Annotated in this window: 21 protein-coding genes and 1 pseudogene; 9 read left to right on the forward strand and 13 right to left on the reverse strand. The window is 70.9% G+C overall.

All coding sequences use genetic code 11. From position 1 onward, the window contains the following. Window positions 1-1,231: 1,231 nt before the first annotated feature. Together ACFYWQ_RS41075 and ACFYWQ_RS41080 are read left to right on the forward strand one after the other, a co-directional pair. On the forward strand, window positions 1,232-1,879 hold the full coding sequence (locus ACFYWQ_RS41075; RefSeq protein WP_389525169.1) for a helix-turn-helix domain-containing protein: 648 nt from the start codon (window positions 1,232-1,234) through the stop codon (window positions 1,877-1,879). Further along, window positions 1,876-2,361, forward strand: a complete 486-nt coding sequence (locus ACFYWQ_RS41080) for a hypothetical protein (protein WP_389525172.1) — start codon at window positions 1,876-1,878, stop codon at window positions 2,359-2,361. The genes ACFYWQ_RS41075 and ACFYWQ_RS41080 overlap by 4 nt, the downstream gene beginning before the upstream one ends. Before the next feature lie 911 nt (window positions 2,362-3,272). Here ACFYWQ_RS41080 and ACFYWQ_RS41085 read toward each other — a convergent pair. The 3 genes from ACFYWQ_RS41085 to ACFYWQ_RS41095 are packed head-to-tail and all read right to left on the reverse strand — an operon-like array spanning window position 3,273 to window position 4,336. After that, window positions 3,273-3,815, reverse strand: coding sequence for a hypothetical protein (locus ACFYWQ_RS41085; RefSeq protein WP_389525175.1), 543 nt, complete (start codon window positions 3,813-3,815; stop codon window positions 3,273-3,275). 18 nt (window positions 3,816-3,833) lie between these two features. Next, a complete protein-coding gene (locus ACFYWQ_RS41090; RefSeq protein WP_389525178.1) occupies window positions 3,834-4,106 on the reverse strand; it encodes a hypothetical protein in 273 nt (90 codons plus the stop codon). Next, complete coding sequence (locus tag ACFYWQ_RS41095) at window positions 4,106-4,336, reverse strand: hypothetical protein (protein WP_389525181.1); 231 nt, start codon at window positions 4,334-4,336, stop codon at window positions 4,106-4,108. The genes ACFYWQ_RS41090 and ACFYWQ_RS41095 overlap by 1 nt, the downstream gene beginning before the upstream one ends. Before the next feature lie 384 nt (window positions 4,337-4,720). Here ACFYWQ_RS41095 and ACFYWQ_RS41100 point away from each other — a divergent pair, with 384 nt between their 5' ends. Then, window positions 4,721-5,230 (forward strand): hypothetical protein, encoded by a 510-nt coding sequence (locus tag ACFYWQ_RS41100; RefSeq protein WP_389525184.1) that lies wholly within the window; start codon window positions 4,721-4,723, stop codon window positions 5,228-5,230. A 450-nt stretch (window positions 5,231-5,680) separates the two neighbouring features. Here ACFYWQ_RS41100 and ACFYWQ_RS41105 read toward each other — a convergent pair whose 3' ends face one another. Beyond that, window positions 5,681-6,442: a hypothetical protein gene (locus ACFYWQ_RS41105; RefSeq protein WP_389525187.1), complete on the reverse strand. Its 762-nt coding sequence runs from the start codon at window positions 6,440-6,442 to the stop codon at window positions 5,681-5,683. 103 nt (window positions 6,443-6,545) lie between these two features. After that, window positions 6,546-7,136: a telomere-protecting terminal protein Tpg gene (gene tpg, locus ACFYWQ_RS41110; RefSeq protein ID WP_389525189.1), complete on the reverse strand. Its 591-nt coding sequence runs from the start codon at window positions 7,134-7,136 to the stop codon at window positions 6,546-6,548. A 173-nt stretch (window positions 7,137-7,309) separates the two neighbouring features. On the opposite strand from tpg (ACFYWQ_RS41110), the pseudogene ACFYWQ_RS41115 reads away from it, so the two are divergent. Further along, window positions 7,310-7,803 (forward strand): annotated as a pseudogene (locus ACFYWQ_RS41115) (DUF6233 domain-containing protein). 8 nt (window positions 7,804-7,811) lie between these two features. Here ACFYWQ_RS41115 and ACFYWQ_RS41120 read toward each other — a convergent pair. Beyond that, window positions 7,812-8,372, reverse strand: coding sequence for a hypothetical protein (locus tag ACFYWQ_RS41120; protein WP_389525192.1), 561 nt, complete (start codon window positions 8,370-8,372; stop codon window positions 7,812-7,814). A gap of 111 nt (window positions 8,373-8,483) precedes the next feature. Between ACFYWQ_RS41120 and ACFYWQ_RS41125 the strand changes: the two genes are divergently transcribed. Together ACFYWQ_RS41125 and ACFYWQ_RS41130 are read left to right on the forward strand one after the other, a co-directional pair. Further along, window positions 8,484-8,921 (forward strand): endonuclease VII, encoded by a 438-nt coding sequence (locus ACFYWQ_RS41125; protein ID WP_389525195.1) that lies wholly within the window; start codon window positions 8,484-8,486, stop codon window positions 8,919-8,921. Then, a complete protein-coding gene (locus tag ACFYWQ_RS41130) occupies window positions 8,873-9,736 on the forward strand; it encodes an endonuclease domain-containing protein (RefSeq protein ID WP_389525197.1) in 864 nt (287 codons plus the stop codon). Before ACFYWQ_RS41125 ends, ACFYWQ_RS41130 begins: the two co-directional genes overlap by 49 nt. Before the next feature lie 123 nt (window positions 9,737-9,859). On the opposite strand, the gene tpg (ACFYWQ_RS41135) is transcribed toward ACFYWQ_RS41130, so the two are convergent. After that, window positions 9,860-10,417, reverse strand: coding sequence for a telomere-protecting terminal protein Tpg (gene tpg, locus ACFYWQ_RS41135; protein WP_093545971.1), 558 nt, complete (start codon window positions 10,415-10,417; stop codon window positions 9,860-9,862). Between the two features lie 12 nt (window positions 10,418-10,429). Beyond that, the gene (gene tap / locus ACFYWQ_RS41140; RefSeq protein WP_389525201.1) at window positions 10,430-12,676 is read right to left on the reverse strand and encodes a telomere-associated protein Tap; all 2,247 of its coding nucleotides are present in this window, start codon (window positions 12,674-12,676) and stop codon (window positions 10,430-10,432) included. 158 nt (window positions 12,677-12,834) lie between these two features. Between tap and ACFYWQ_RS41145 the strand changes: the two genes are divergently transcribed. After that, window positions 12,835-14,652: a zeta toxin family protein gene (locus tag ACFYWQ_RS41145; protein ID WP_389525203.1), complete on the forward strand. Its 1,818-nt coding sequence runs from the start codon at window positions 12,835-12,837 to the stop codon at window positions 14,650-14,652. Here the strand turns inward: ACFYWQ_RS41145 and ACFYWQ_RS41150 are convergent. Continuing rightward, entirely contained in the window at window positions 14,616-14,861 is a 246-nt protein-coding gene (locus ACFYWQ_RS41150) for a hypothetical protein (RefSeq protein ID WP_389525205.1), read from the reverse strand. The two genes, ACFYWQ_RS41145 and ACFYWQ_RS41150, sit on opposite strands and share 37 nt — an antisense overlap. A 155-nt stretch (window positions 14,862-15,016) precedes the next feature. Here ACFYWQ_RS41150 and ACFYWQ_RS41155 point away from each other — a divergent pair, with 155 nt between their 5' ends. Continuing rightward, a complete protein-coding gene (locus ACFYWQ_RS41155) occupies window positions 15,017-17,680 on the forward strand; it encodes an ATP/GTP-binding protein (protein ID WP_389525208.1) in 2,664 nt (887 codons plus the stop codon). Window positions 17,681-17,799: 119 nt separating this feature from the next. Further along, window positions 17,800-18,717: a hypothetical protein gene (locus ACFYWQ_RS41160; RefSeq protein ID WP_389525211.1), complete on the forward strand. Its 918-nt coding sequence runs from the start codon at window positions 17,800-17,802 to the stop codon at window positions 18,715-18,717. 48 nt (window positions 18,718-18,765) lie between these two features. On the opposite strand, the gene ACFYWQ_RS41165 is transcribed toward ACFYWQ_RS41160, so the two are convergent. The 4 genes from ACFYWQ_RS41165 to ACFYWQ_RS41180 all read right to left on the reverse strand — a co-directional run bounded on the left by ACFYWQ_RS41165 (window position 18,766) and on the right by ACFYWQ_RS41180 (window position 22,084). Beyond that, window positions 18,766-19,026 carry a hypothetical protein gene (locus tag ACFYWQ_RS41165; RefSeq protein WP_389525212.1) on the reverse strand — a complete coding sequence of 87 codons (261 nt, stop codon included), beginning with the start codon at window positions 19,024-19,026 and terminating at the stop codon, window positions 18,766-18,768. Between the two features lie 520 nt (window positions 19,027-19,546). After that, a complete protein-coding gene (locus tag ACFYWQ_RS41170; RefSeq protein WP_389525215.1) occupies window positions 19,547-19,960 on the reverse strand; it encodes a hypothetical protein in 414 nt (137 codons plus the stop codon). A gap of 28 nt (window positions 19,961-19,988) precedes the next feature. Next, window positions 19,989-20,957, reverse strand: coding sequence for a helix-turn-helix domain-containing protein (locus ACFYWQ_RS41175; protein ID WP_389525216.1), 969 nt, complete (start codon window positions 20,955-20,957; stop codon window positions 19,989-19,991). 905 nt (window positions 20,958-21,862) lie between these two features. Beyond that, entirely contained in the window at window positions 21,863-22,084 is a 222-nt protein-coding gene (locus ACFYWQ_RS41180; RefSeq protein WP_389525219.1) for a DUF6207 family protein, read from the reverse strand. Window positions 22,085-22,165 lie beyond the last annotated feature (81 nt).

The raw sequence follows: 22,165 nt of genomic DNA on the forward strand, positions 1-22,165 counted from the left end.
CCCGCGGAGCGGGTACCACATCGCTGCGCGATGTGCAAGCGAACAACCGCGCTGCGCACGGTTGTTGCGAACCCGCTCCGCGGGTTCGAACCCCAGTGCTGCGCGCTGGGGTTGGTGGCGGTCGCTGCGCTCCCGCTGGCCCTCGCGATGCGAGGGCGCCTCCCTCCGCTGCGCTCCAGGATCCGGTGGGGCCGGCCGCTGCGCGCCCGGCTGGCCGCGCGATGCGCGGCCGTGACTGGCGTGGTGTCAGGTGCGGCTAGTCGGGCCTCCAGTGTGGGAGTTGGGGAGTGCTCCGCACTCCCGGGCGGGTTCGCTGCGCTCCCCCGCCTGACGGTCCTTCCGGCTGCGCCTCCAGAACCTTGGGGCCCGCTGGCGCGGGCCGGGCTGGCTACGAGGGGTGGGGATGGCTCGTTCGTGTGGGTTCCAGTGTATCGCGTGGATCAGGTTGATGCAGCATGTACCGTTGGCTGAAATATGGGACACCCCCCAACCACCCGAGCGGGGCGCGTGATTTGATGAATGGTCAGTGCCGGAATTCGCAACTCCCCACTCAGGCGAGGAATTACCAAATTGGGACGCTGTGAACCTCAGCCACAGAACAGTACCCCGGATATCAGAAAGGCTGAATTCCGGCGTGCGGAGGTACCGGAGCCGAACGGCCCCCCGGGCCGGGCGGCGGAACCGCCCACCGGCACCGGCCGCGCCTTGCCTGCTTTTGGGCGTCACGGCCGGCACCACCCGAGAATCAGAGCCGCTGCTGCTGTCCACGGCCCGCAGTGGGCCGATGGCCCGCACGCGAAGCCGCGCGCGCCACGACGGGGTCCGACCGGAGGGGCTCTGACGCTGCTGCTAGTGGGCAGATCCCACGGCGCGGCGGTGCTTGATCACGGCGAGGCGAACCGGTATCACGCGCGCGCGCTCTAGAGGGAAGAGCCGTGCGTTTCCGCAGGTCAGGGAGTCGAGTTCAGAAAGATATGTCAGCCCAGGACTGACGTATCTCGGTCGCGACGTCAGGCGGTCCTGACCGATCAACATCGTTTCGTGGCACTACTGCCACGAAACAGCACGCGGTGCGTCAGCAGGGGGTTCGGCCCCGATCTGGAAGCGGAGGTCAGTCCAGGGCTGACGTTCGGGTGACTTTCGTGTCAGCGCTGCCGCGTTTTGGTGGCAGTAGTGCCACGGTTCTCCGCTATGGTTCTGGCACCACGACGATCAAGGAGGCGGCGACCCTATGAGTTCAGGGCCCCTGGACGGCAGCGCAGCGCCGAAGCTGCCCGGCGCCCCGTCCCGTCGTCGGCGGCGCCCGAAGCCGCCGCCTACTGCCTACAACCGGTCCTCTGGCGCAACCATCGAGCTGCCCGTCGGCCATGCTGCCCAGGTCTTCCCGGTCGGCTCCAGTACGGGGTTCATCGGCGAGGCGTTCTCCATGGACAGCCTGGAGTTCATGCGCTGGGCGGCCGTCCGTTACGACAGCGACCGGTTCGTGCTCGTGGTGCTGTTCCACCTGATGGGCTCGCAGAAGCCTGGCGGGCTGATCGAGGCGAAGCACGAGGATGTTGCCGAGGCCCTCGGGTACAGCCGGTCGCACATCAGCCGCGTCTTCAGCGTCCTGGAGGCTGACGGCGCGCTGCGCAGGCTCCAGCGGGGCCTGTACCAGCTCAACCCAGCCGCGTCGCTCAGGGGCGGTCTCAGGGAGCCGCAGAAGGGCGAGAAGAAGCGCTCCAAGGCGGGTATCAGCGACAGGGTGGAGCAGCTGGACCTGCTGCGCGAGATCATGGAGGACCCGGACGCGCCCGAAGCGTTCCGGGCGATGGCCGCTCCCGGCGCGAAACTGGAAGTGCGCAAGGAGTCGGATGGGGAAGGGAAGGCCACGTCATGACGTCCGCTGCCGAGGAATGGGTTCCGCGCCGCAACGTGCTGTGGGGCAGCTTCAACGGTCTCGCGTACGTACCGCGGCTGCCTCCCACCGCCTACACACTGCTGCTGCACATGATGACCGAGCAGGAGCCCGGCGGCCTGGTCGTCGCCACGCACGACGAACTCGCGGCCGGCCTCGCGATGGAGCGCGGCATGATCAGCCGCGCCATGCCGCACCTGGTCGCCGCCCGGCTCGTCACCGTGGTTCGCCGCGGGCGCTTCCAGCTCCACCCGATGATCGCCGCCTTCAACGACCCCCACGAGCAGCAGCGAGCCGTCAAGGCGCTGCCCCGGGACATGCGCCTGGACGACGGCGACTTCGAAGACGAGTACGAGCGCCGCTTCCAGCTCCACCTGGACGAGAAGGCCCGCAAGGCCGAAGCCAAAGCCAAGGGCAACGTCACGCCCATCACCAAGACGACCCGCCTCAAGCGCGTCCACTGACCCGGCCGCCCGCCCGGCCGGGCAACACGGCGCTGCACCCCTGGTGCGGCGCCGTTCCCGTGCCCGGAGCCGTACACCGTTCCCCTCCAGGGGAAAGCCGCAGGTCGGCGGCGTGCAGCGATGCTGAGCGGTAGCACCAGGTAAACCAGTTTGTTCTAGAGCAGCAGAACAAATGATGCCGCTGCGCGACGGTCGGCAGTCCCGTCGCAGCGCACGGGCTGGGCAGCGCCGTGTCGTGTTGCTGCCCGACCGAGGCCGGCCTGCTGCACATGCAGCACCCTTGCGTCGTCCGGGTCGTGCGATTACTGCGCCACAGCGCCCGACTCTGAGCAGCATCCGGTCTTGCACCCTTCACCACCAGGAGCAGCAGCCGCTTGCGCAACGGACGCTGCACAGTGCAGGCGCCGGGAAGGGGGCAAGGGACTGCAACGGCGTGTGGGTTGCAGCGACGACCGACTTCACCGGGAGCGCCGGCGCCCTAGGAGGACGGGGTCGATCGACACCGGCGTTGCACCCCAATAGTGGTTAGTACAGATAGCGGTTCTGTGCGGGTGGTAGATCCCTCCCCCTGAGAGCAGAGCTCGCTCCGGGAGCAACCGGGAGGCGCAGCGAGACGACGATGGCGGCGAGACGGTCGTGGTGCCGCTCCGAAGGGGATCAGCGGCACTTCCGGCGCCTGGAGGCGCTGTACGGCGCTGTGAGCGCCTCTGACAGCCTTGATCGCCGCTTGGGAGCCCGGAGGGCCTCAGAACGCCGCAGACGGCCGTACGGGGCCGGGAAGGATCATGTGCGCCGAACGCTGGCGGGCCGTCGCCACAGGTGAGGGCAGATGATCGGGCCCCGTTCTGCGAGCTCTGCTCTCAGGGGGAAGGATCTACCACCCGCACTAGAAGCACTATCTGTATCACCCACTAATGGGGTGCAAGACCGGTCCGCGGCAACAGCTTCTGGGAGACGGTCTCGCAGTACGCGAGCGGGACCAGTGCTTGGAAGAGGTTCCCCTCGGAGACGTTCTGGACGGCCATGCCCAGCATCATCGAGAGGCTTTGGAGCGGTCCGTCCTCGCCACCGCCGTCTTTCTCCAGACGGGTGAGCACCACGCGGTTGCTCTGGTCCAGGACGTCGTACCAGAAGTGCTTGAGGGCCTGCGGGACCACCCCGGTCAGGGGCGTGAGCCACAGGTCGGCGTGCGACTGCAACACCTGCTCGGTGGGCCGGTAGTCCAGGACGACCCCGCAGTGCAGGCGAGAATCAGCGCCGACGGTGGCGGCGCCCGGCCATCCGGGCAGGTCCTCGGTATGCGCAGGGCACAGGTGTGCGAGCCAGGCCGGGCCCGTCCCGGCCTCAACGGCAGGTCCCTGCCGGATCGACGTCGCCGTTTTGGAGCACTCCAGCGCGATGCGCATCGAGGTGATCTGACGGCCGGCGGACAGCTGGTGCAGGACGGACGGCACGTTGGGCTCCTTCGGCGGTTAGACCTCGATGTAGGCGACGACCACGACGGTGCGCAAAGCACTCACCCAGTACAAGAGGCGTACCCGCTCGACTTCGTCGGCGTACTGGCGCAGCTGGGGGCCGGCCGCGTCGCCGGGGATCGACTCGCCGACATCCGGGTCGACGGAGACGACGACCAGGGCGCGGTCCAGAGCGTGGATCTCCGACTCGCTGCTGATGTTCTCCAGCTGCTTCGTGGCGGAGTCCGAGAAGACGATCCGGGCGCGGCGGGGGCCGTGCTGCGGGGGCATCAGGCGACGGCCGGGCGCTGGGAGGCGAGGCGGGCGAGGTGGGCCTCGCGCAGCTCCTCCCACGGGGTGCACTGCTCGGGGTCGGGCAGGCCGTTGGTGGCGATGTCCTCCAGGACGGCGGCGAACCGGTCGGCGTCGGCGCGGGTCTTGGCCGCGTACGCGCGGACCGCGTCGGCGGCCGCGGGCTCCAGCTGCCGGGCGGTGTCGGCGGGGGCCGGCTGTTCGCTCATCGAGGGCTCCAGAAGGCAGAACTGGCGTCTGCTCCAACGGTATCGGCCGCCCCGGCCTCTGGGGACCACTCCGGACGAACCTGGCCGTACGAGGGTGTGAGACCCAGGGACCCAGCTCCCGGCGCACTGCGTGTCCGCCAGGGGAAACACCGGTTCCGGGACCCAGGGACCCAGGTTCCGGGGCGTTGCTGGGTCCGCCCGCGCGATGACACAGATCAGCTGAACAGTGACACAGATGGACGTGTCCACCTGCGGAAACAGGGGGTGGATGACACAGATCGGCGGGACTGTTCAGGTGTCCTGTGCCACTGAAGCTTGACCCCGTGCCATTGAAGTTTGAGCGACCACACTCAGCTTCGACCCGGTGAGCTTTACAGTCCCTGCGTGGATGCAGCAGTCGCAGGGCTCGTTGGTGCGCTTGGTGGGGGCTTCTTGGGTGCAGCCGGAGCCTGGGGAGCGGCAGTGATCGCCTTCCGGGGCGCCCGGTATCAAGCCGATCGGCAAGGTGAGACCGCCCATGAGCAGTGGCTGAGACAGATCCGCCGTGATGCGTACACATCCTTCATCACGCCCGCGCGTACAGTCCTTGAGCAGCACCTGAGAGCGTATGCGGCTCGTCGCCAGCAGGACTGGGACGAGATGGAAGCCGCCCTTCGACCTGACGATGCATTCCGGGAAATGACACGAGCCTTCGGAGCCGTGGAATTGGAAGCGCCGACCGAGGTTACGGACGCCGCCGAGAAGCTCAGGGACTACCTGACTCTGGCCCTGCACCGCGCGCGGCACTGGCCGCGCACTCGGCCCGGAGAGGACATCGAATCCCAACTTGCAGCCCTTGATCGCGCCATGGCAGAACTCCTAGACCTGTGCAGAGACTCGCTGCACAGGTCTTAATGGCGCCGATCATGAGCGTTTATCTTGCGCTCTCGATCTTCGCCGGCCACACTCCAGGGACCGTCTTTCGGCGCTGCATCCGCCTCGCCCAATCTCTGACCAGGCGTGATCAAACTTCGGTGACACAAACTCGCGTCCGTCACAGTTCGGTGGCACACGGTCACGTTCGATGGCGGCAGTGGCTGGCCCGGATGCCGGCCGTAGCCGGGCGGGAGGGGTGTCACGCTGATGGGCATAGGTGGCCGAATCGGGGGTGGGGCCGGTGTTTCCGGGCCGGACCGCCGCGTGACACCCCAACGTGACAGCCGGACCGGGGTACGTGACACCGCTGGGCGTGACAGCGTGACAGTCACTTTTAACAGGCAAACAGGGTGAACAGGGCATTTCTGCCTTCGGCCTCAGGCTTGTCACAGGTCTCCACGGGGATCTGGGAGGTTGCGGAGGGTGAGATCAGCTCTGGTCGGACCGGGCGCGGGCGAGCAACGCGGCGAGGCTGCCAGCTGCTTCGGGTTCGGTGGTGGCGAGGCGGCCCGCGAACGCCAGCTGGTCGACGTCGGCGTCGGGGACCAGGCGGGCGAGTTCGGCGAGCAGCGCGGCGTGCGCGAGGACCGGCGGGGTGAGAAGGCCGGCGGCTTCCTCGCGGGCGGCGGGGTCGCGGTAGTGCCCGCGGTGGGCGGCGAGGGCGTGCGCGAGCCAGGCGTCGACGTCGGCCGGGACGTACCCGCCGGCTCGCCGCGTGAGCTCGTCGCGGACGGCTTCGTCGCCTTCGGTCGGCTCGGCCTGGTCCAGGGTGCCGAGGTCGCGCAGCGCCTGGAGCTCGTCGGCGCGGGCCGCGATGCGGGCGGCCTCGCGCAGGTCGGCCTCGTGGGCGGCGGCGGCCGCGGCGTCGGCTTCGAGCTCCGCCCGGACGACGGGATCGGTGTCCGGGTCGTAGAGGGTGCCCGCAGGCGCGGCGGCGAGCAGCTGCTCGATCCGTTCCCACTCCGCGAGCTCCGCCGGGCCGCGGACGTCGTCGGACAGGTCCTCGAACCGGGAGTCCTGCCGTGCGTCGAACCGCGCGTCCTCGAGTGCCGCCGCGATGGCGCCGGCGTCCATCCCCTTCGCCCGGCGCCGTACGACGCGCCGTCCGATGCGGGCCGGGTCGACCAGCTCGCGGGGCGCGGCGACGCGCGGGGTGGGCGATCGGCGGGCGGTGCGCCAGGGCGTGGTCATCGGCAGCCTTGTATTCGTGGTGGAGAATCGGGGCGGGCCGCCGCCAGAGCGCTGTACGGCGGCCCGTGGACATGGTTTATAGCAGGCTTGGAATTTCGCGGTGTCAGAACCGGAATTCTATGGACTGGACGTCTGTGAAATCTGCTCGCAGGCCATCGGTGCGGGTGCCCCACTCGGTGAAATACGACTCGGTGATGGCCGCCGCGACGATCGGATGCAGCTCCTCCTCCGTCGCACCCGCTTCCTGGAGTTCGAGGATCTGCTTCGCGTAGGTGGGCGAGATCGCCGTGGTGATGGTGCGCTCGCGGCCGTCGTCCGAGCTGCCCGTGCAGGTGAATCCGAAGTGCGCCGTCACGTCCACCATCATGCCGCTGGAGGTGGCCGCCTGTTCGCGTGCCTGTGCCCTGACCTGCGGTTGCCACTCGGATTCCGTCTCCTCCACCAGAGCGGCCTGGAGGCGCTTCTGAGGATTCTTCAACTTCCCGGCGAGGTAGCGCTCCACCGTGCGGCGCGAGGTGCCCAGCCGCTCCGCCACGGCCTTGGTGGACCCCCTCTCTCGCGTGCGGAGGAATTTCATGCACGCCTTTGCGGATTTCGGCGCGGGCCGGGTGAAGACCTTCCGCTCCGCCCGCGCGAGGGCCTCCAGGACCTTGCCGCGGCGGGGGGCCGGCTGCTGCTGCTCGTGATCGTTCATGCCTCCAGGGGCTCACGGATCGCCTGTGGACAGCGGCCAGGCCCTCGCTACGGGCGGCAGCTCGTCATCCGCGGCGTCCTGCCCGGCCCCGCGCGCTGAGCCGGTGACCCGGGCGGCTGTCCGTCCGTACGGTGGAAGGCGTGACGACGTCCTCCGCCCCCGAGCCAGTGCCGGTGCCCATCCGTGTGCTGCTGCCCGGGGACCAGGAGGTCGTCGCGCACCTGTGGTCCCGGCGCCAGACGCCCGACGGCTGGCGGTACGAGGTCGGCCTCCCGGCGTTCCGCAACGGCCCCGGGGACACGGTGGAGCCTGCCGAGTACCGGGTCTGGGTGCGCGCCCCGCAGCAGGTGGGGCCCGTGGACGGCGTCTCGTACGACGCCGTGCCCACCGAGTACCTGGCGCCGCCCTCGCCCGTCCAGGAGGCGCTGGGGCCGCGGCGGCCGTCCGGCTGGGTGCTGGCGAAGGCCGGCGGCCGCGGTCCCGGCCGGGCGGTGTCGTGCACGCCGTCGACTGCGAAGAGGCGCCGGCCGGGGCGCCGGTGCTGCCGCTGGAGCGGGCCTTGGACGCAGCCGAGCAGCCGGGGGTGCGGCTGTGCTCGCTGTGCGGCGCAGCCGCCGAGCTGGACCCCGTCCTCAAGGGCCTCGACCACGGCTTCGAAGAGACCTGAGCAGCAGGTCAGCGGCGGGCGACGGTGTAACCGGCGTCGTTGACAGCGCGGGTCCACACGTCGCGGTCGAACCACTTGGTGACGTTGGGCTGCAGCTCGGTGATGGTGCGCATCCTCGCTTCCCAGTCGTGTCCGGCCGGGCCGCGGCTGCCGTCGCAGCCGGTGCAGCCGTCCTCGCCGTGGATGTGGCCGGCCATCCAGGCGTTGACGGCGACGTTGATGATGACCGCGTACAGGTCGCCGCCGGTCTGGGCCAGGGAGTCCGGTACCCCGGCGAGGACCAGGGCGAGCTCGGGGTTGTCGATCGGCGGCATCGGGGCCTGCCCGACGCCCTTCTCGCTGCTGCTCTCCTCGTAGGAGGCCTGGCTCTGCGCGAGGCGGTCGGCGAGGGCGGCGGCGTCGAAGTACCGCCAGGCGGAGCGCGTCTGGATCCCGAGCCGTTCGGCCACGGTGCTGATGCTCTTCTCGATCGTGTCCTCCACCGTCGCCGGCGCGAGCGTCACCCCTCGGTGGGCCAGCTCGGTGAGCGTCTGGGCAACGGCTTCCTTGAACGCCTTCGTGTTCCGCACGACTGCATCGTAGGCGCGCTGGAGCAGCCGCCGGACGGCTTCACTCGCATCGGCCCTGCAGGAACGCGCAGCGCAGGGGGAGTTGTCAGTGGCTGCTGCCACCATCCGGTCATGCCTCTCGTCACCCGGGAGCGAGCGCGCTCCCTCTTCGCGGACCTGACGCACACTGCCGCGGTCCCGCTGGATCCCGACGTGCTTCTTCACATGCCACGCCTGCGGGAGCACGGGCACGTCTTCTTCGGTGACATAGCGGTGCGCTGCTACAAGCACAAGGCGCGCTGGATGTATGACGAGCGGGACGTGCGTGCCGCCGGCCAGGCGCTGGCGGACCTGCACGTGGACCTGGGCGACGTCGTCGACGTGCAGCTGCCCGCGTACCGCGACATCCCGGAGCGCGACCCGGAGGAGTGGCACCGGCCCGACTGGCGGCGCACGCTGATGTCGTGGATGGTCGAGCGGGCCCGCTTCAAGCTGGTGCAGGAGAACCGTCCCTATGAGGAGTGGGGCGACTGGAAGGCCATCGGCGGCAACGGGCTGCCCGGGGCCTGACGTGGGAGGAATTCGTCGCCTACAGCAGCCAGGCCCGGCACCTGCAGAACATCGCCGGCACCCGGCCCCTCCAGCTGCTGGCCTGGAACGGTGATACCTGGCTCCTGCCGCGGGCCTACACCGAGTTCCTGGACCGCTGGGAGCAGCGGGAGGGCGAGCTGGTCGACCAGGCCCGGCTGTGCCGCTGCGGAGCCCAGGGTCCGTACTTGGGCGGTTGGAGGAGGAACACCCGCACCGGGTACGTCACCATGTGCCCGCCGTGTGCCGGGGAATCCACCCAGCTGTACACCGGCCACCTGCGGGGCGTGCTGTACGAGGCTCACCGCCGGCGCGGCACCCGGGCAGACGGCTACCTGTGCCGACTGTGCAAGCAGAGCCCGGCCGCGGCGTGGGACCACTGCCACGAGCACGGCTACGTCCGCGGCCCGCTGTGCGGCAGCTGCAACACCCGCGAAGGAACAGGTCTCCCCTACTACTTCCTCCGCCTCGAAGGCGCGGCGCTGCATCTCCTGGAATGCCGCGGCTGCCTCGAACAGCGGACCTTGCCGCGCCGGTTCCACACCGCCGTCGTCCGCGCGCACCTGGAGCAGACCGAGCGGCACGGGCGCTGCCCGCGCGAGCCGTACGCCCGCGAGGTGGAGCACGCTCACGGTGTGCGCCGGTTCGAGCTGGAGTGCAGCGGATGGCACGCCAGCCGGTGGACGAAGGACGTGACAGCGCCCGAGACGGCCGCGCTCGTGCAGGCCTTCGTCGACGCGGCCCTCGCCGCACGGGAAGGCCGGCCGTCTCCCGGCCCGGCCACGGCAGCGGGGTAACCGGCATCCGGCGGCGTCGTTGGACACGGCATCGCGTGCATCACCATCCGCCCCCCCGCGGATACGCGAGCGAGCCCCAGACCAACTCGGTCCGGGGCTCGCGGGCTGTTCGGGGCGCGGCTGCTAGAGCTCGAACTCGAGGTGCTCGATGTCCGTGAACCGGACCTCCTCCAGGGAGCCGGCGCGGCGGCCGCCGTCCTGGAAGTACACCTCCTTGAGGGCTTCGGCGGCGATCTCCTGGAGGCGGGCGTCGCTGGCCCCCTGCTCCTGGGCGTCGAAGAGGCGGGCGGCGTAGACCGGGGGCAGGGCGACGGTCAGGTGCCGGATGCGGTCCTGGTCCGTCGACCCGATCGGCGCGGTGTAGCCCATGCGGGCGCGGGCGTCGATGACGATGCCGCCCGTGCTCGCCGCCTTCGCCCTGGCCTTGGCCCGGATCTGTGGCTGCCAGCGCTTCTTCACCTCGCGCTCCAGGCGCGCGGCGAGGTCCGGGCGGGGCTTCTTGATCTGGTCCTTCACGTACCGCTCGACGGTGCGCTGGGAGACCCGCAGCATCTGGGCCACCGGCTTGGTGCCTCCGAGCTGCTTGACCAGGTACCGCATCTGCGGGCCCGCGTTCTTGGGCGCCGGGCGCGTGAATGCCTTCTGCACGGCGGCGTCCAGGCCGTCCCCGAACAGGCTCATCGTGGCCCTCTCCTACTCTCCGTTGTCGACGTCGGTGACGGTGCCGTCCTTGATGTACCGGGCGAGGTTGAGCTCCGGCGCGTTGAACCGCTCGCGGACTTCCTCGCCCCACAGGACGTCCTGGGTGCCCTCGTGCTTGACCAGGCCGGGGTTGATGCCGAGCTTGAAGCCGCCGGGCAGCGGCTTGCCCTCCCGGTAGGGCAGGAAGTCCAGCGGGCTCGGTCCGTTGGCGGCGTAGACGACGCAGTCGGACAGGATCGCGATGGGGTACTGCCCGGTGAAGGCGGCGTGCTTGACGATCTTGCGGTGCAGGTTGATCCGGGTGCGGGAGATGACCGCCGCCCGGATGTCGGGGCGCCACGTCGGGCGGGACAGGGCGCGCCACGGCTCGCCGGGCCGCCAGCCCTCACCGCGGGGCCGCTCGCGGAGCTTGCCCAGGCCGCCCTTCACCGTGGCCTTGACCGCCGAGACGACGATGGCCAGCTCCGGGTCGCGGCTCTTGTAGCCGTCCATCGCCGTGAGGAAGTCGGGCGGGGCGAGGTCGGCGTCGACGCCGAGGTCGGCCATCGTGGCGAGGTAGGCGTCGCGCAGCCGGTTGTACCAGCCGTCCAGGTAGCGGCCGTTCTCGCGCCGCACCCACGCCTCCAGCGGGCGCACCTCGTAGCCCAGCTCCTGGGCGTAGGCGACGGTGGGCGTCGCGTACCAGGCCGGCCCTTCGGGGCGCTCGCCCTTCGGCGTGAACGGGGAGGGCAGCAGCGAGCCGTTCAGCTCCACCCACTCCTTGCCGACCTTCACCTTCGACAGGTCGACGTGGGAGAGGTCCACCAGCCAGCTGCCGGGCAGCTTCGGGTCGAACACCGGGTTCGTGACGTGCGTCGGGGCTCCGAGGCCGACGTTCAGGCCGTTCGCTCCGGCGGCGAAGGCCATGTTGACGTCGATGCCGACCAGGTGGCGCAGGGTGCACTCGTCATCGGTCATCGGCCGTGCCCAGTCGTACGCCTCCTCGAACAGCTTCTCCGCCGGGCCGCGCACGTGGAACCGCGGCAGGTCCTTGAGGACGGGGTGACCGTCGGGGGCCTCACACGGCGCCGGGGCGACCGGGTCCTTGCCCAGGGAGCCGGGGTTGTGCTCGGAGTGCCGCTTGCCGTCGGCGTCCGGCTCGGAGGCCCGGGTCGCCGGGTGCAGCGCGGTCATCAGCTCCAGGCCTGTCACGGCGGTGGAGCCGCGCGGCGTCATCACCCGGGACGCGTACACGCCCAGGACGCGGGCGAGTTCAGCCGGCGGGAGCTGCCCCGCCTCGCCCCAGTGCCGGGTGTCCAGCGCGTGCCACGACGGGATGCACAACTGCACGCAGGCCCGCTCCGAACCGGTCGCCGGACGGTAGATCCGCGCCCACGGGCCGAACCCGCGCTTCGTCAGCTTCCACTCCGCACGCGCGAGCTGCTTGATGACCTTGTGGCCCTCCGGCAGACGCCCGGCGAGCCGTTCCTCCTCAGTGAGGGCGGCCGGGAGCCCGTAGCGCTCCAGAGCGGCCTCGGTGAGCACGATCAGCGGGTCGGCGTCCTTGCCGGGTCCGGCGAGCTTCGGCTGCCCGAGCTTGGCCTCGCGCAGCGTCCAGTCGACCAGGGCCGGGATGCTTTTGGCGGGCACGTCCAGGACCAGGCCGCCGGTGCAGTACGCCAGCACCTGCCCGTCCTCGACGTCGACGACCGCGAGCGGACCGTTCTCGAACCGCGGGTCGGTAGCGTCTGCCGGAGTGCCGGCCGGAGCGGCCTTCTTCGCGCCGGGGCGGCGCGACGTCGACGCCGTCGGCTTGGTGGTGCGGTCAGGGCGGGGTGCGGCGGCCGGAGCAGCGACGGCGGGGGTCTGGGTGTTCTGTGTTGAAGTGATGACCGCGGCCTCGGGGGTCTCCCCTGTGGACAGAGTCCGGGAATCCGTCGGCGAGATTGTCGCGCGGTTGAACGTCTCCGGGACTGCGGGGGGCGGCGGAGCTGCGGCATGCGGGGCTTCGGCCGGATACATCTCGGCCCATCCGTCGAGCAGATGCTTGTACGCGGCGAGGCGAGGCGGGCGGGGCATCGTGCGGCCGCTCTCCCAGCCGTTCACAGTCTCCCGCTTCGTCTGCAGCGCGACCGCTACGTCTTCCTGGGTCAGCGCGGCGGCTTCACGCAGTCGCTTCCGCTCCGCCGGCGGCGGCAGCAGGGGACCGCGGGCAAGCAGTTCCGCGGCTCGCGCGATCAGTTCCTCTTCCGTGGGCATACGGCAACCTCCTGCCCCCATCCTAGCGAAACTCACACTCAAAGTCACTTTGAACCTAACTTTGAACATAACAATGAAGCTCACTTGGGTGTATGCTCGCGCTCGATGCGCGATCTTGAGTGATACGGAAGTGGGTGGCGGTGAAGGACTCGGATGTCGTGCCGGTCGTACTCTCCGAGGACCGGCACGCGGAGATCCTGGCCTCGCAGATCCTGCCGAGGTGGACCAGCGACGCAGTTGCCCAGCAGCAACCGGTCGTCGTCGTGGTCGCGGGGCCGCCGGGCAGCGGGAAGTCCGCGGCCTGCCGGGTCCTGAAGGCAGTCCTGGACAGGCGGGGAGGTGCCGTACTCATCGGCCGCGACCTCTACAAATCCGCTCATCCCGAATACAGGCGCCTGCTGCGGGACGACGACCGGACCGCCGGGGTGAAGGTCCGACCGGACGTGCTGCGCTGGCAGGCCGAGGTCGAGGAGTACGTACGCGGGCGCCGGTTCGACGCCGTGGTGGAGGACCCGGTCGCAGACCCGGATCGGATCCGCGCCCACCGGGAGGCCGGCTACCAGGTCGAGGTGGTGGTGCTGGCAGAGGCGGTTGCCGTCACGCAGCTCAGCGTGCTGGACCGCTACCTGGCCACCGGCCGGTACGTGTCGTGGGACAACTCTGACCAGTGCCTGCGGGATCTGCGGCAGTCCCTGAAGACCATCGAGTGCGCTGGCCTGGCCGACCGGTTGACCGTGGTCCGGCGCGGCTTGGAGGTGCTGTACGACAGCGACCGCCGGGGTGTGGGACGGCCGACGCGATCTCCGGTCACCGCCTTGAAGGCGCTGGAGGCGGAGTGGGCGCGGTGGTGGACAGCGGCTGAGACCTGGCGGTTTCGTCGCGAGACGGCCGAGGTGGAGCAGCGTGCGCACCCGGCGGTGAGCCGCCGGGAGGGGCACCTGGTGGTGGCCGGGGGTGTGGAGCGGGCTCGGGCGCTGGCTGAGCCTGTGCGCCGTGTTGCGCAGCCGCTCGCGGTGCCGCCTGGCGTCGACTTCCACCGGTTGTCGGCCGAGGAGCACCGATTCGTCTTCGACGAGCTGGTGGTACCGATGTACCTGAGCGCGATCACCCCGCATGAGCGGCCGGTCACTCTGTACGTGATGGGGGCGCCCGGCGCCGGGAAGACCCACGCGGCGCGGATGCTGCGCCGCGTCCTGCGTGCACGGCGGCCGACCCGGATCGAGGGAGGCATGTTCAAGGCCGTGCACCCCGACTATCGGCGGCTTCTGGAGGAGGAGCCGCGGACGGCGTCGGCCCGGATCCGCACCGACTACCGACGCTGGCAGCAGCAGGCCGAGCAGTACGTGCGCGAGCGCGGCGGCGATCTGCTGGTGGAGATCGCCCCGGACGATGCCGCGCACTTCCTCCACAGTGCGCGCCGCTGCCATGCCGCCGGTCGGCGGGTGGAGCTGATCGTGCTGGGGGTGCGGGCCGCGGACAGTCGGCTGGGCACCGCGGCGCGGTGCGCGGAACTGGCCCGCATGGGCGGCGCCGTCCGCTTCACCCCGGCCGCCGGGCACCGCCGGATCGACGCCGTGCTGGCCGACGTCGTCCGGGCGGCCGAAGCCGAGCCGGACATCGTCAGCTCCGTCTCCGTGGTCCGCCGGGACCTGGCCGCGGTGTACCGCAACGAGTGCACCGCCAACGGAACATGGGCGCGGCCGCCGCGGGGCGGGCAGGCCGTGGAGGCGGAGCAGCGGCGCCCATACACGCCGTCCGAGGCGGCCTCGTTCCTCGCGGCGCTCGAGCGGGTGCAGGAGCAGCTGCCGCAGTACCGGTCGGATCTGGTCGAGATCGCTGCGATGGCGTGGCCGCTGATGCCCGCCGGTCTGCGGCCGCGGGCGCTTGCCGCCACGCTCTCCACCGCGGCGCTGCCCGTCCCGGTCCGGCCGGGAGGCGGCTACTCGGACTGGAGAGTCTTCACGCGGGCCGCGTAGCGGGCGGCGATCTCGGCGACTTCGTCCTCGTCGGCATCTTGCAGGGCTTCCCGGTCGGCGGCGCACACGGCGAGCTCTTCCTGGAGGGCTTTCAGCCGCTCGGGATCGGGTGCGGCCGTACGCCGCTCCTGGATGATCTGCTCCGCGCACCAGCTGACGACCTCTTGGATCACGAGTTCGACGGTCTCGGGGGTGACGTGCTCAGACACAAGTTCCTCTTTGTCTCGGGGTGGTCAGGGGCGACATTGTCCCTGGCCGAGACGGGTCGTCTCCGGAGCCTGCATCTCGGGGAAGCCTTCCGTAGCGGGAAGCAGGGCACCTAGGCTGGCAGCGCCTGTGATCTTTACCGGGGGATGGGGTGGCCGTGGCACGGGACCTGCGGATGTCGTTCGGTGCGGGTGACCGCACGGTGGAGGCGCAGGAGGCCTTCACCAACCGTCAGGTGCAGTGGCAGGTCGTCATCGCGGCGCTCGCCGACCATCTGCAGCGCGTCGCCGCCCCGGGGTTCGACGTCCAGGACGTGACCAGCCCCCGGCACAACGTGGCTGCGGCCCACGGTGTCGGCGGGATCGGAAAGTCGACGCTGTCGCGGAAGATCGAGGCCTCGCTCGCCCACCCCGGATCCCGGCCTCCCCAGTGGGGTGCGCCCGCCTGGCCGGCCGAACGGCTCCTGCCCGTACGGATCGACCTCGCCCGCTCCGCCGGCACCGACTTCGAGCGGGTGATGCTGTCGATCCGCCTTGCCGTCGCTTCCCTGGGCAAGCCGATGCCCGCGTTCGATCTGGCGCTGCGCCGGCACTGGGACCGCAATCACCCCGGCGAGCCGCTGGAGGAGTACCTGCGCCGCGGCGGCCTGCTCAGCCGGTTCAGCAACGCCGTCAACCTTCCCGGGCAGATGAGTTCCGCGCTCGCGGACGCCGCCCAGGCCCTCGCCCTGCCCGGCACCGTCGGCGGCGTCGTCGCCCAGGTCACCACCGCCCTCGTCGGCGCGCTGCGCGAACGGCGTCAGACGGTGCGCGCGCTGGCCGGCTGCCACCGGCTGGCCGACATCCTCGACGCCGAACCCGACCTGGACACCCTCTCCTTCGCCGCCCACCTCCTTGCCTGGGACCTCCAGCAGCTTCCCGCCCACCGCCGGGTCACCCCCGTCATCCTCCTCGACAGCTTCGAGGAGGTCGGGGACCGCACCCACCGCGACTTCGAACGGTTGTTGCAGCGCATTGTCTGGCTGATGCCCAACGCGTTCTTCCTGATCACTGGCCGCAACCGGCTCCAGTGGGCCGAGGAAGGCCTCCACGGACAGCTCGACTGGACCGGCCCGGCCGCCTGGCCCGGCCTCGCCGGCCACCTCCCCGGCGCCCGCGGCGGCGCCGGGCCCGCGGTGCGGCAGATCCTGATCGGCGACCTCGCCCCCGAGGACTGCGACGACCACCTTGCCCGCCGCCTCGCCCGCAACGGGCAGCCCCTCATCGGCGAGGACCTGCGCCACGCCATCACCGAACGCTCCCACGGCCTGCCCCTCTACCTGGACCTCGCCGTCCTGCGCTTCCTCGAGATCCGCCGCACCGGCCGCGAGCCCGCCGCCGGCGACTTCGGCGACTTCCCCGCCCTCGTCTCCCGCACCCTCAGCGACCTCACCCGCGACGAACGCCACGTCCTGCGCTCCGTCTCCTTGCTGGACGCCTTCTCCGTCCCGCTGGCGACCGAGGTCGCCGGCCAGCCCACCGACGCCGCGGCCCTGCGCCTGTCCGAGCGTCCCTTCGTCCTGGAAGATCCGACCGGACTGTGGCCCTTCCACCTCCACCAGGTTGTCCGCTCCGCGATCCGCAACGCCGACGACCACACCGACGACCGCTGGTCCGACCAGGACTGGCAGCGCGCCGCCCACCGCGCCCTCACCGCCCTCGGACAGCAGTGGACCGGCGGGCCGCGCCGCGACCGGACCATGCTCGTCGGCGTCCTGCGCCAGGGCCTGCGCCTGGCCCGCGACACCAACCTCCACGAGCTGGGCTGGCTCGCCGACGCCGCCTTCGCCTACGTCGGCGACTCCATCTGGGAGCCCCTCGCCCCGCCCGCCGACGACACCGCGGCCCCGCTCGCGACACCCGCCGACGCCCTGGTGGAAACCCTCAGCGCGGTGGTCCGCCGACAGCACGAACACCGCGCCCGCACCGTCCAGCGCCTGGACGCCGTCATCGGCTCCGCCCTGCTGCCCACCGAGCTGCGGGACCTGGCCGTCTACTACCGGGCCAAGGCGCTGCGCGACATCGACCGCTTCGCCGACTCGCGCCGCGACTACCAGCAGGTCGCCGACAACGGCGGCCGTCTCGCCACAGCCGCCCGCCGGGGCCTCGCCCAGGCCGCCCGCCTTGCCGGCGACTTCCCCACCGCCCTCACCGCTGCCCAGCAGCTCGGCTGGGAAGGCCGTCAGCAGCGCGTCCTCGGGGACATCCACTGGCTCCAGGGCGAAGCCCAGCGTGCCGCCGACTTCTACCTGGCCGGCCGCCGCGAGGCCGAAGAGCACGCCAAAGCCGGCGAGGCCGCGCACAACCAGTCGCTGCGCACCCTCGCCGTCGCCCTCACCGACCCCCGCCAGGCCGACGACGAGATCGACCTGTCCCGCCGGCTCCTGGCCGGCCTAGACCTGCGGGCCACCGCCGCCAAGACGAACATCGCCACCCTCCTGCGCGACGCCGGCGACCCCGACGTCGACGACCGCGGCCAAGCCCTCCGCACCGAACTCGTCACCGCGGGCCTCACCTCCACGATCCCTACTCTCGAACTCGCCCTCGCCTTCCACCAGGCCGTCCTCGACGACCAGGCGGCGCTGCGGGCGACGGTCGACCGGCTCCGCGAGCAGGCACGGAGCGGCGGGTACGTCTACTGCGTCGACATCGCCTGCTTCATGGCCGGCCTCCCCCTCCCGGACGGCCACACCCCACCCCTCTGGCTGGACGACGAAGCCTCCACCCGCGCCCGCTGGCGGAACTTCGTTACCACCCGACGGTCCCTGCACAGCAGGCAGTAGACGCTCCACGGCCCGGCGCTGCCGGACCGGCAGAGGCCGGGTCGCCGGCGGAGCCGGGTGGCGGGCGGCGCGCTTCCTGAAGCTGCGTGATTTGCGGTGGTTCGTTACAGAATGGCCGCATGGAGGATGGTCGGCAGTCAGACCTGGACGCGGTCGGGGAGGAGCTGTACGGCCTGCCTCCGAGCGGTTTCACCGCCGCCCGGGACGAGAAGGCGCGGGCCGCCCGGGCGGCGGGCGATCGTGAGCTGGCAGACCGGATCGGCCGGCTGCGCAAGCCGACGCTCGCGGCGTGGGCCGGCAACCTGCTGGTGCGCGAGGAACCGGACGAGGTGCAGCGGCTGCTGCAGCTGGGCGAGGCACTCCGCCGGGCGCACCAGCACCTGGACGCCGGGAACCTGTCCGAGCTGTCGGCGCAGCAGCACCGGCTGACCTTCGCGTTGTCCCGGCAGGCCGTCCGGCTCGCCGCCCGGGCCGGGCAGCGGGTGGGCGACGTCGTCCGGCAGGAGGTCCAGGACACCCTGCACGCCGTGCTGGCCGACCCGGACGCGGCAGCCCGCTGGGCGACGGGCCGCCTCGCCAGGCACTTCCCCGCCCCGGCCGGATTCCCCACCGCCCAGCCGGCCGGCCGCGCGGCACCCCGGTCCGGCCGCCCGGCCGAAGCCTCCAACCAGGCCAAGCCTGACCGCGCCGAAGCGGAGGCCCGCCGCCGCGAACGTCAGGAACGCATCGCCCGGGCCCGGAAGCAGATAGAAGAAGCTGAGCAGGCGCTACAGGCGAGGGAGCGTGAACTCGCGGCCGCGGAGAAGGACCACAGCCGTGCGGTGGAGGAGCAGCGGCAGGCGGAACGGCAGGTGAACGACCTGTCCCGGCAGCTCCGGGAAGCCGAGGCGGGCGGCCGCCGGGCGCAGGAGACCGCCGGGCAGGCGCATGACCGCGTGGGGGACGCCGGCCGGGCCGTTCGCGAGACCCGGCGCCAGGCCAGGGACGCTGCCACCCTGCTCCGTAAGCTCGAGGAAGCACCTCCCGAAACGGTCTGACCAGCTTCTGTGCGGGCCGCGGGAGGTGGGCATTTCAAGCGGAACGGATCAGAGGGCGTCGGGGTCTCGGCCGATCATCCGGGTCAGCAGCTCGATGATCTGAGCCTGGTTGCGGTCGAGCTTCTCGGTGAGATCACGCACCTCGCCGACCAGGTTGCCGACCTTCTGATCGAGGTTGCCCACCTGCAGGCGCAGCGCCGTGAGATCGCTCTTGACGATCCCGAACTCCCGGTCCGTCCTTTCTGCCACTTCCTCGAACCGGCGGGTGAGCGCCGCGATCTCGCCCTGTGCGATGGGGTCCTCGGGCACGCGAGTCTCCTGCCAGATCATGAGGGGTGGGACAGTCGTCAAGGGTCCTCCACGATATCGCGGAAGCTGAGCGGCTGATCCGTCGGCCGGGATCGGTTTCACGGCGGGCGAGCGCCAGGGACGCTGCAGCCGGGCTCCGTGAGCTCACCGTGGAGCAGCGCCCCTGAGATGCCGGGATCGCTGGGGCCGGTCACGCCCGCCCGAATCGAGGAAATGACCAATAGCGGCAATTTAGGCCACAACCTATCCGAGTGGCCGGTTTGTGGTGCAAGGTATGCGTATGAGAGGGCCCGCCAACCCCTCGGATGGACCGTCCTTCTTGCTGGGCCGTGCCGCCTGTCCGAGCGGCACGGCCCGCCGCACCTCCCGGCTCCCCACGGGAGGCCTCGCGGCTGCCCGGTGCCGAGACACGGCCGACGGGGCACCGGAGCGTGGACGCGCAGTCGTCACGCACACGGGGCGGCGGCCTCCAGGGGGCGGGGCTGTGGGCGGATCGGCCCCGGAGCTTCGGGGCGCTCGTTCATGCCGTCGGCGTGGAGCGCGGCTGGGGGGCTGGGCGGTCGGGGCGGCGGGCGGCGGCCAGGAGCGTGGTGACCCGGGCGGGGTCGGTGCCGGTGATGGTGGCGATGCGGTCGATGCTCAGGCGCAGGCCGTCGTGCAGGAGCGCGGTGTCCTCGGCCGGGGTGGAAGTGCGGCCGGCGCGGCGGGCGATGGCCCGGATGTGTTCTTCCCAGGCCCAGGCGGAGGGGCGCTGTTCGGTCATGAGCCAGGTCCAGTTGTTGGCGATGAGGTCGAAGAGCTGGGTGACGCTGAGCTGGGCTTCTTCTTGGGGGAGGCGTGCGGCGGCGTAGGCGTGGTAGGCCTCGCGGTGCAGGTCGTAGAAAGCGTAGAAGGCGGTCGTGAGCACGGACGCGGTGGGCGCTGTGGACTTCATGGTCCTTTCCCCCCGATGGGCAGGCGGTTCAGCTGTGGGTGTCGGTGGGGCTGTTCTCGGCGGCCGACTGGGCGCGGCGCCACAGGGGCCGGGCGACGTTGGGCAGGCTCTGCAGGGCGAAGGTGAGCCGGTCGATCACCGGCCAGTCGGGGACGCCGGGCCCGTGAAGCGCGCGGTCGAGGTCGTCGGCGCTGAGGGCGTGCTGGGCGGCGGCGAGGATGATCTGGGGGTCGGGTGAACCGAACGCGTAGTGGAGGCCCTGGAGGTAGGTGCGCAGGTAGGTGACCGGGTCTTCGGTTTCCGGGGGCTGGACGCCGGCGGCTACTTCCCACAGCGGTTTCATCAGTTCTGGTTCGACGCCGCACGCCTCGCAGATGGTCTTGGCGTACTTCCAGTGGGTGGTGCGCTGGCCGGAGAGCATGCGTGAGGCGTAGGACTCGTCGATGTCCATCATCACGGCGAGTTGGCGCTGACGGTGGCCGGAACCTTCCTTCATCCGGGTCAGGGCGGCGGCCAGGCGCTGGCGCGGATGGCGCAGGGTGGGCGCGCCCGTGGCGGTTTCGTTGCTGTGGGCCGGGGTTGCGGGCCGGGGGCGGCGGCGGGCGGCCAGGGCGCGGTCGACGGAGGCCGGGTTGTACTTCTTGCGCAGCCGGTCCTGGGTGAGCCCGGTGGTCGGCTCGAGTTCTGCGAGCGGCTCGCCCTGGGCGCGCTGGCGGACGACGACCACTCCGACCGCCTCGTCCACCAGTTCCCGGAGATTGACCAGGAGCTGGAGGAGTTCGGTGTTCGGGGCGTCCGCACTGTAGGCGTTGAGCAACAGGGACTCCGAGACCACGGTGCAGTCCTCGGCGATGTCGCGCAGAGCCTCGGTGCAGCGGCGGGCACGGGCTGGGTCGGCCGCAGGGGCGGAACGGCCACGGGCCGGGCCGGCCGCAGGGGCGGAACGGACGGGGCGTGAGGCGTTGTCAGCCGTCTGGAGGCGGGAACGGGTGGACACCAGGGACCTCTTTCGGGGGTGCTGGGCGGGTATCTGTACCGCCCCAGCGGCCAGGGGCGGCCGCAGGGGCGGAGGCCGGCCGGGGCGCGGGCGTCTGCTCGCGCCCCGGCCGGTGCTCAGGTCAGCGGCGGTAAATCCGCTGGCTAACCAGCACAGATCCGTGAGCGGCTGTCAGAAAGAGGGCAATCAGGGGCAGTACACGCGTCGGCAGAGCGCCCGGGACTGCGAGCAGGGCAAGGCAGATTGCGGCCATGGGCAGGCTGCCGCGGAGCATGACAGCCTTGACATGCCACACCGGGGTTTGGGCCGGGGGCGGCGACGGGATGATACGGTCACGACTCGTTTTCACCGCAAGTGCATACGCGCCTGCGGGAAAACGAATTCGGCGTCGGGACAGCGACATCGGAGACCTCCCTTGTCTCGGGACTGGCGTTGAGAGCGACAAGACCCCGGCGCGAGGCGACCAACCAACGGTGCCGGGGTCTTTGCCGTCCGGAAGAAGATTCCGGGAGCAGGACGCTACTACCTTGCGCAGCCCTGCGATGCCAGAAAGTAGCGCCGTGGGTACGGGCGCCCATCACCCCACAGACGGTCACCGTCAGAAGGCCCTGCCCAGAAATGGCAGCAACCGATCAAAAACGGTCACCCAAACAGGGCATGCGGGGTGAATCGACAAAATCGAGTACGCCCGCGCAGACCTCGCCGTCCCCCCGTACACCCGCAGTGCGCCCCCCATCCACACTCTCAAGATCCAGAACCGTGTCAACAAAATCTGGCGGAAGTCGGCGTGTACGAAGACCCGCCGGCACGCCGACAACCCGAGCAGGCAGCCGGCACGGCTCCTCACGGACATCGGCGCAGCGCAGATACCACCGTTCGGCAAGGACCCTGCCCCGCCATGAACCTCACGCCGTGGTCGGGGCGACCGCAGCGGGGAGCTCCCGGCACAGATCGAGGCAACAGCGCAGTCGTACACCCGGCCCGCCCGGGGGTCTGGTCGTCCGGTCAGATGTCGCGGTCACCCAGCGCCCGGCGAGTACCTCGCGGAAAGTTGCAGCGGTGGCGTCGTCCGCGGCCGCGACGTCCAGCCCCGGTTCTGCGACGTGTACGTCCCTGATCGACCTCATGCTCTGGTCGACGCTCCGGGACGACACCCGGTTCGTAAAGGACTGGTATGTTCACCCAGCTGAGTGGCCCTGCCCGGCAGT

The sequence above is a fragment of the Streptomyces sp. NPDC003247 genome (genome assembly GCF_042888135.1).
Taxonomy (GTDB): domain Bacteria; phylum Actinomycetota; class Actinomycetes; order Streptomycetales; family Streptomycetaceae; genus Streptomyces.

Bases quoted from the DNA above. Each gene is read 5' to 3' on its own strand.
- ACFYWQ_RS41170 (WP_389525215.1), bottom strand. From the start codon at position 19,960: ATGAAGTCCACAGCGCCCACCGCGTCCGTGCTCACGACCGCCTTCTAC.
- ACFYWQ_RS41125 (WP_389525195.1), top strand. From the start codon at position 8,484: ATGCCTCTCGTCACCCGGGAGCGAGCGCGCTCCCTCTTCGCGGACCTG.
- ACFYWQ_RS41090 (WP_389525178.1), bottom strand. From the start codon at position 4,106: ATGCCCCCGCAGCACGGCCCCCGCCGCGCCCGGATCGTCTTCTCGGAC.
- tpg (WP_389525189.1), bottom strand. From the start codon at position 7,136: ATGAACGATCACGAGCAGCAGCAGCCGGCCCCCCGCCGCGGCAAGGTC.
- ACFYWQ_RS41180 (WP_389525219.1), bottom strand. From the start codon at position 22,084: ATGAGGTCGATCAGGGACGTACACGTCGCAGAACCGGGGCTGGACGTC.
- ACFYWQ_RS41080 (WP_389525172.1), top strand. From the start codon at position 1,876: ATGACGTCCGCTGCCGAGGAATGGGTTCCGCGCCGCAACGTGCTGTGG.
- tap (WP_389525201.1), bottom strand. From the start codon at position 12,676: ATGCCCACGGAAGAGGAACTGATCGCGCGAGCCGCGGAACTGCTTGCC.
- ACFYWQ_RS41160 (WP_389525211.1), top strand. From the start codon at position 17,800: ATGGAGGATGGTCGGCAGTCAGACCTGGACGCGGTCGGGGAGGAGCTG.
- ACFYWQ_RS41095 (WP_389525181.1), bottom strand. From the start codon at position 4,336: ATGAGCGAACAGCCGGCCCCCGCCGACACCGCCCGGCAGCTGGAGCCC.
- ACFYWQ_RS41075 (WP_389525169.1), top strand. From the start codon at position 1,232: ATGAGTTCAGGGCCCCTGGACGGCAGCGCAGCGCCGAAGCTGCCCGGC.
- ACFYWQ_RS41105 (WP_389525187.1), bottom strand. From the start codon at position 6,442: ATGACCACGCCCTGGCGCACCGCCCGCCGATCGCCCACCCCGCGCGTC.
- tpg (WP_093545971.1), bottom strand. From the start codon at position 10,417: ATGAGCCTGTTCGGGGACGGCCTGGACGCCGCCGTGCAGAAGGCATTC.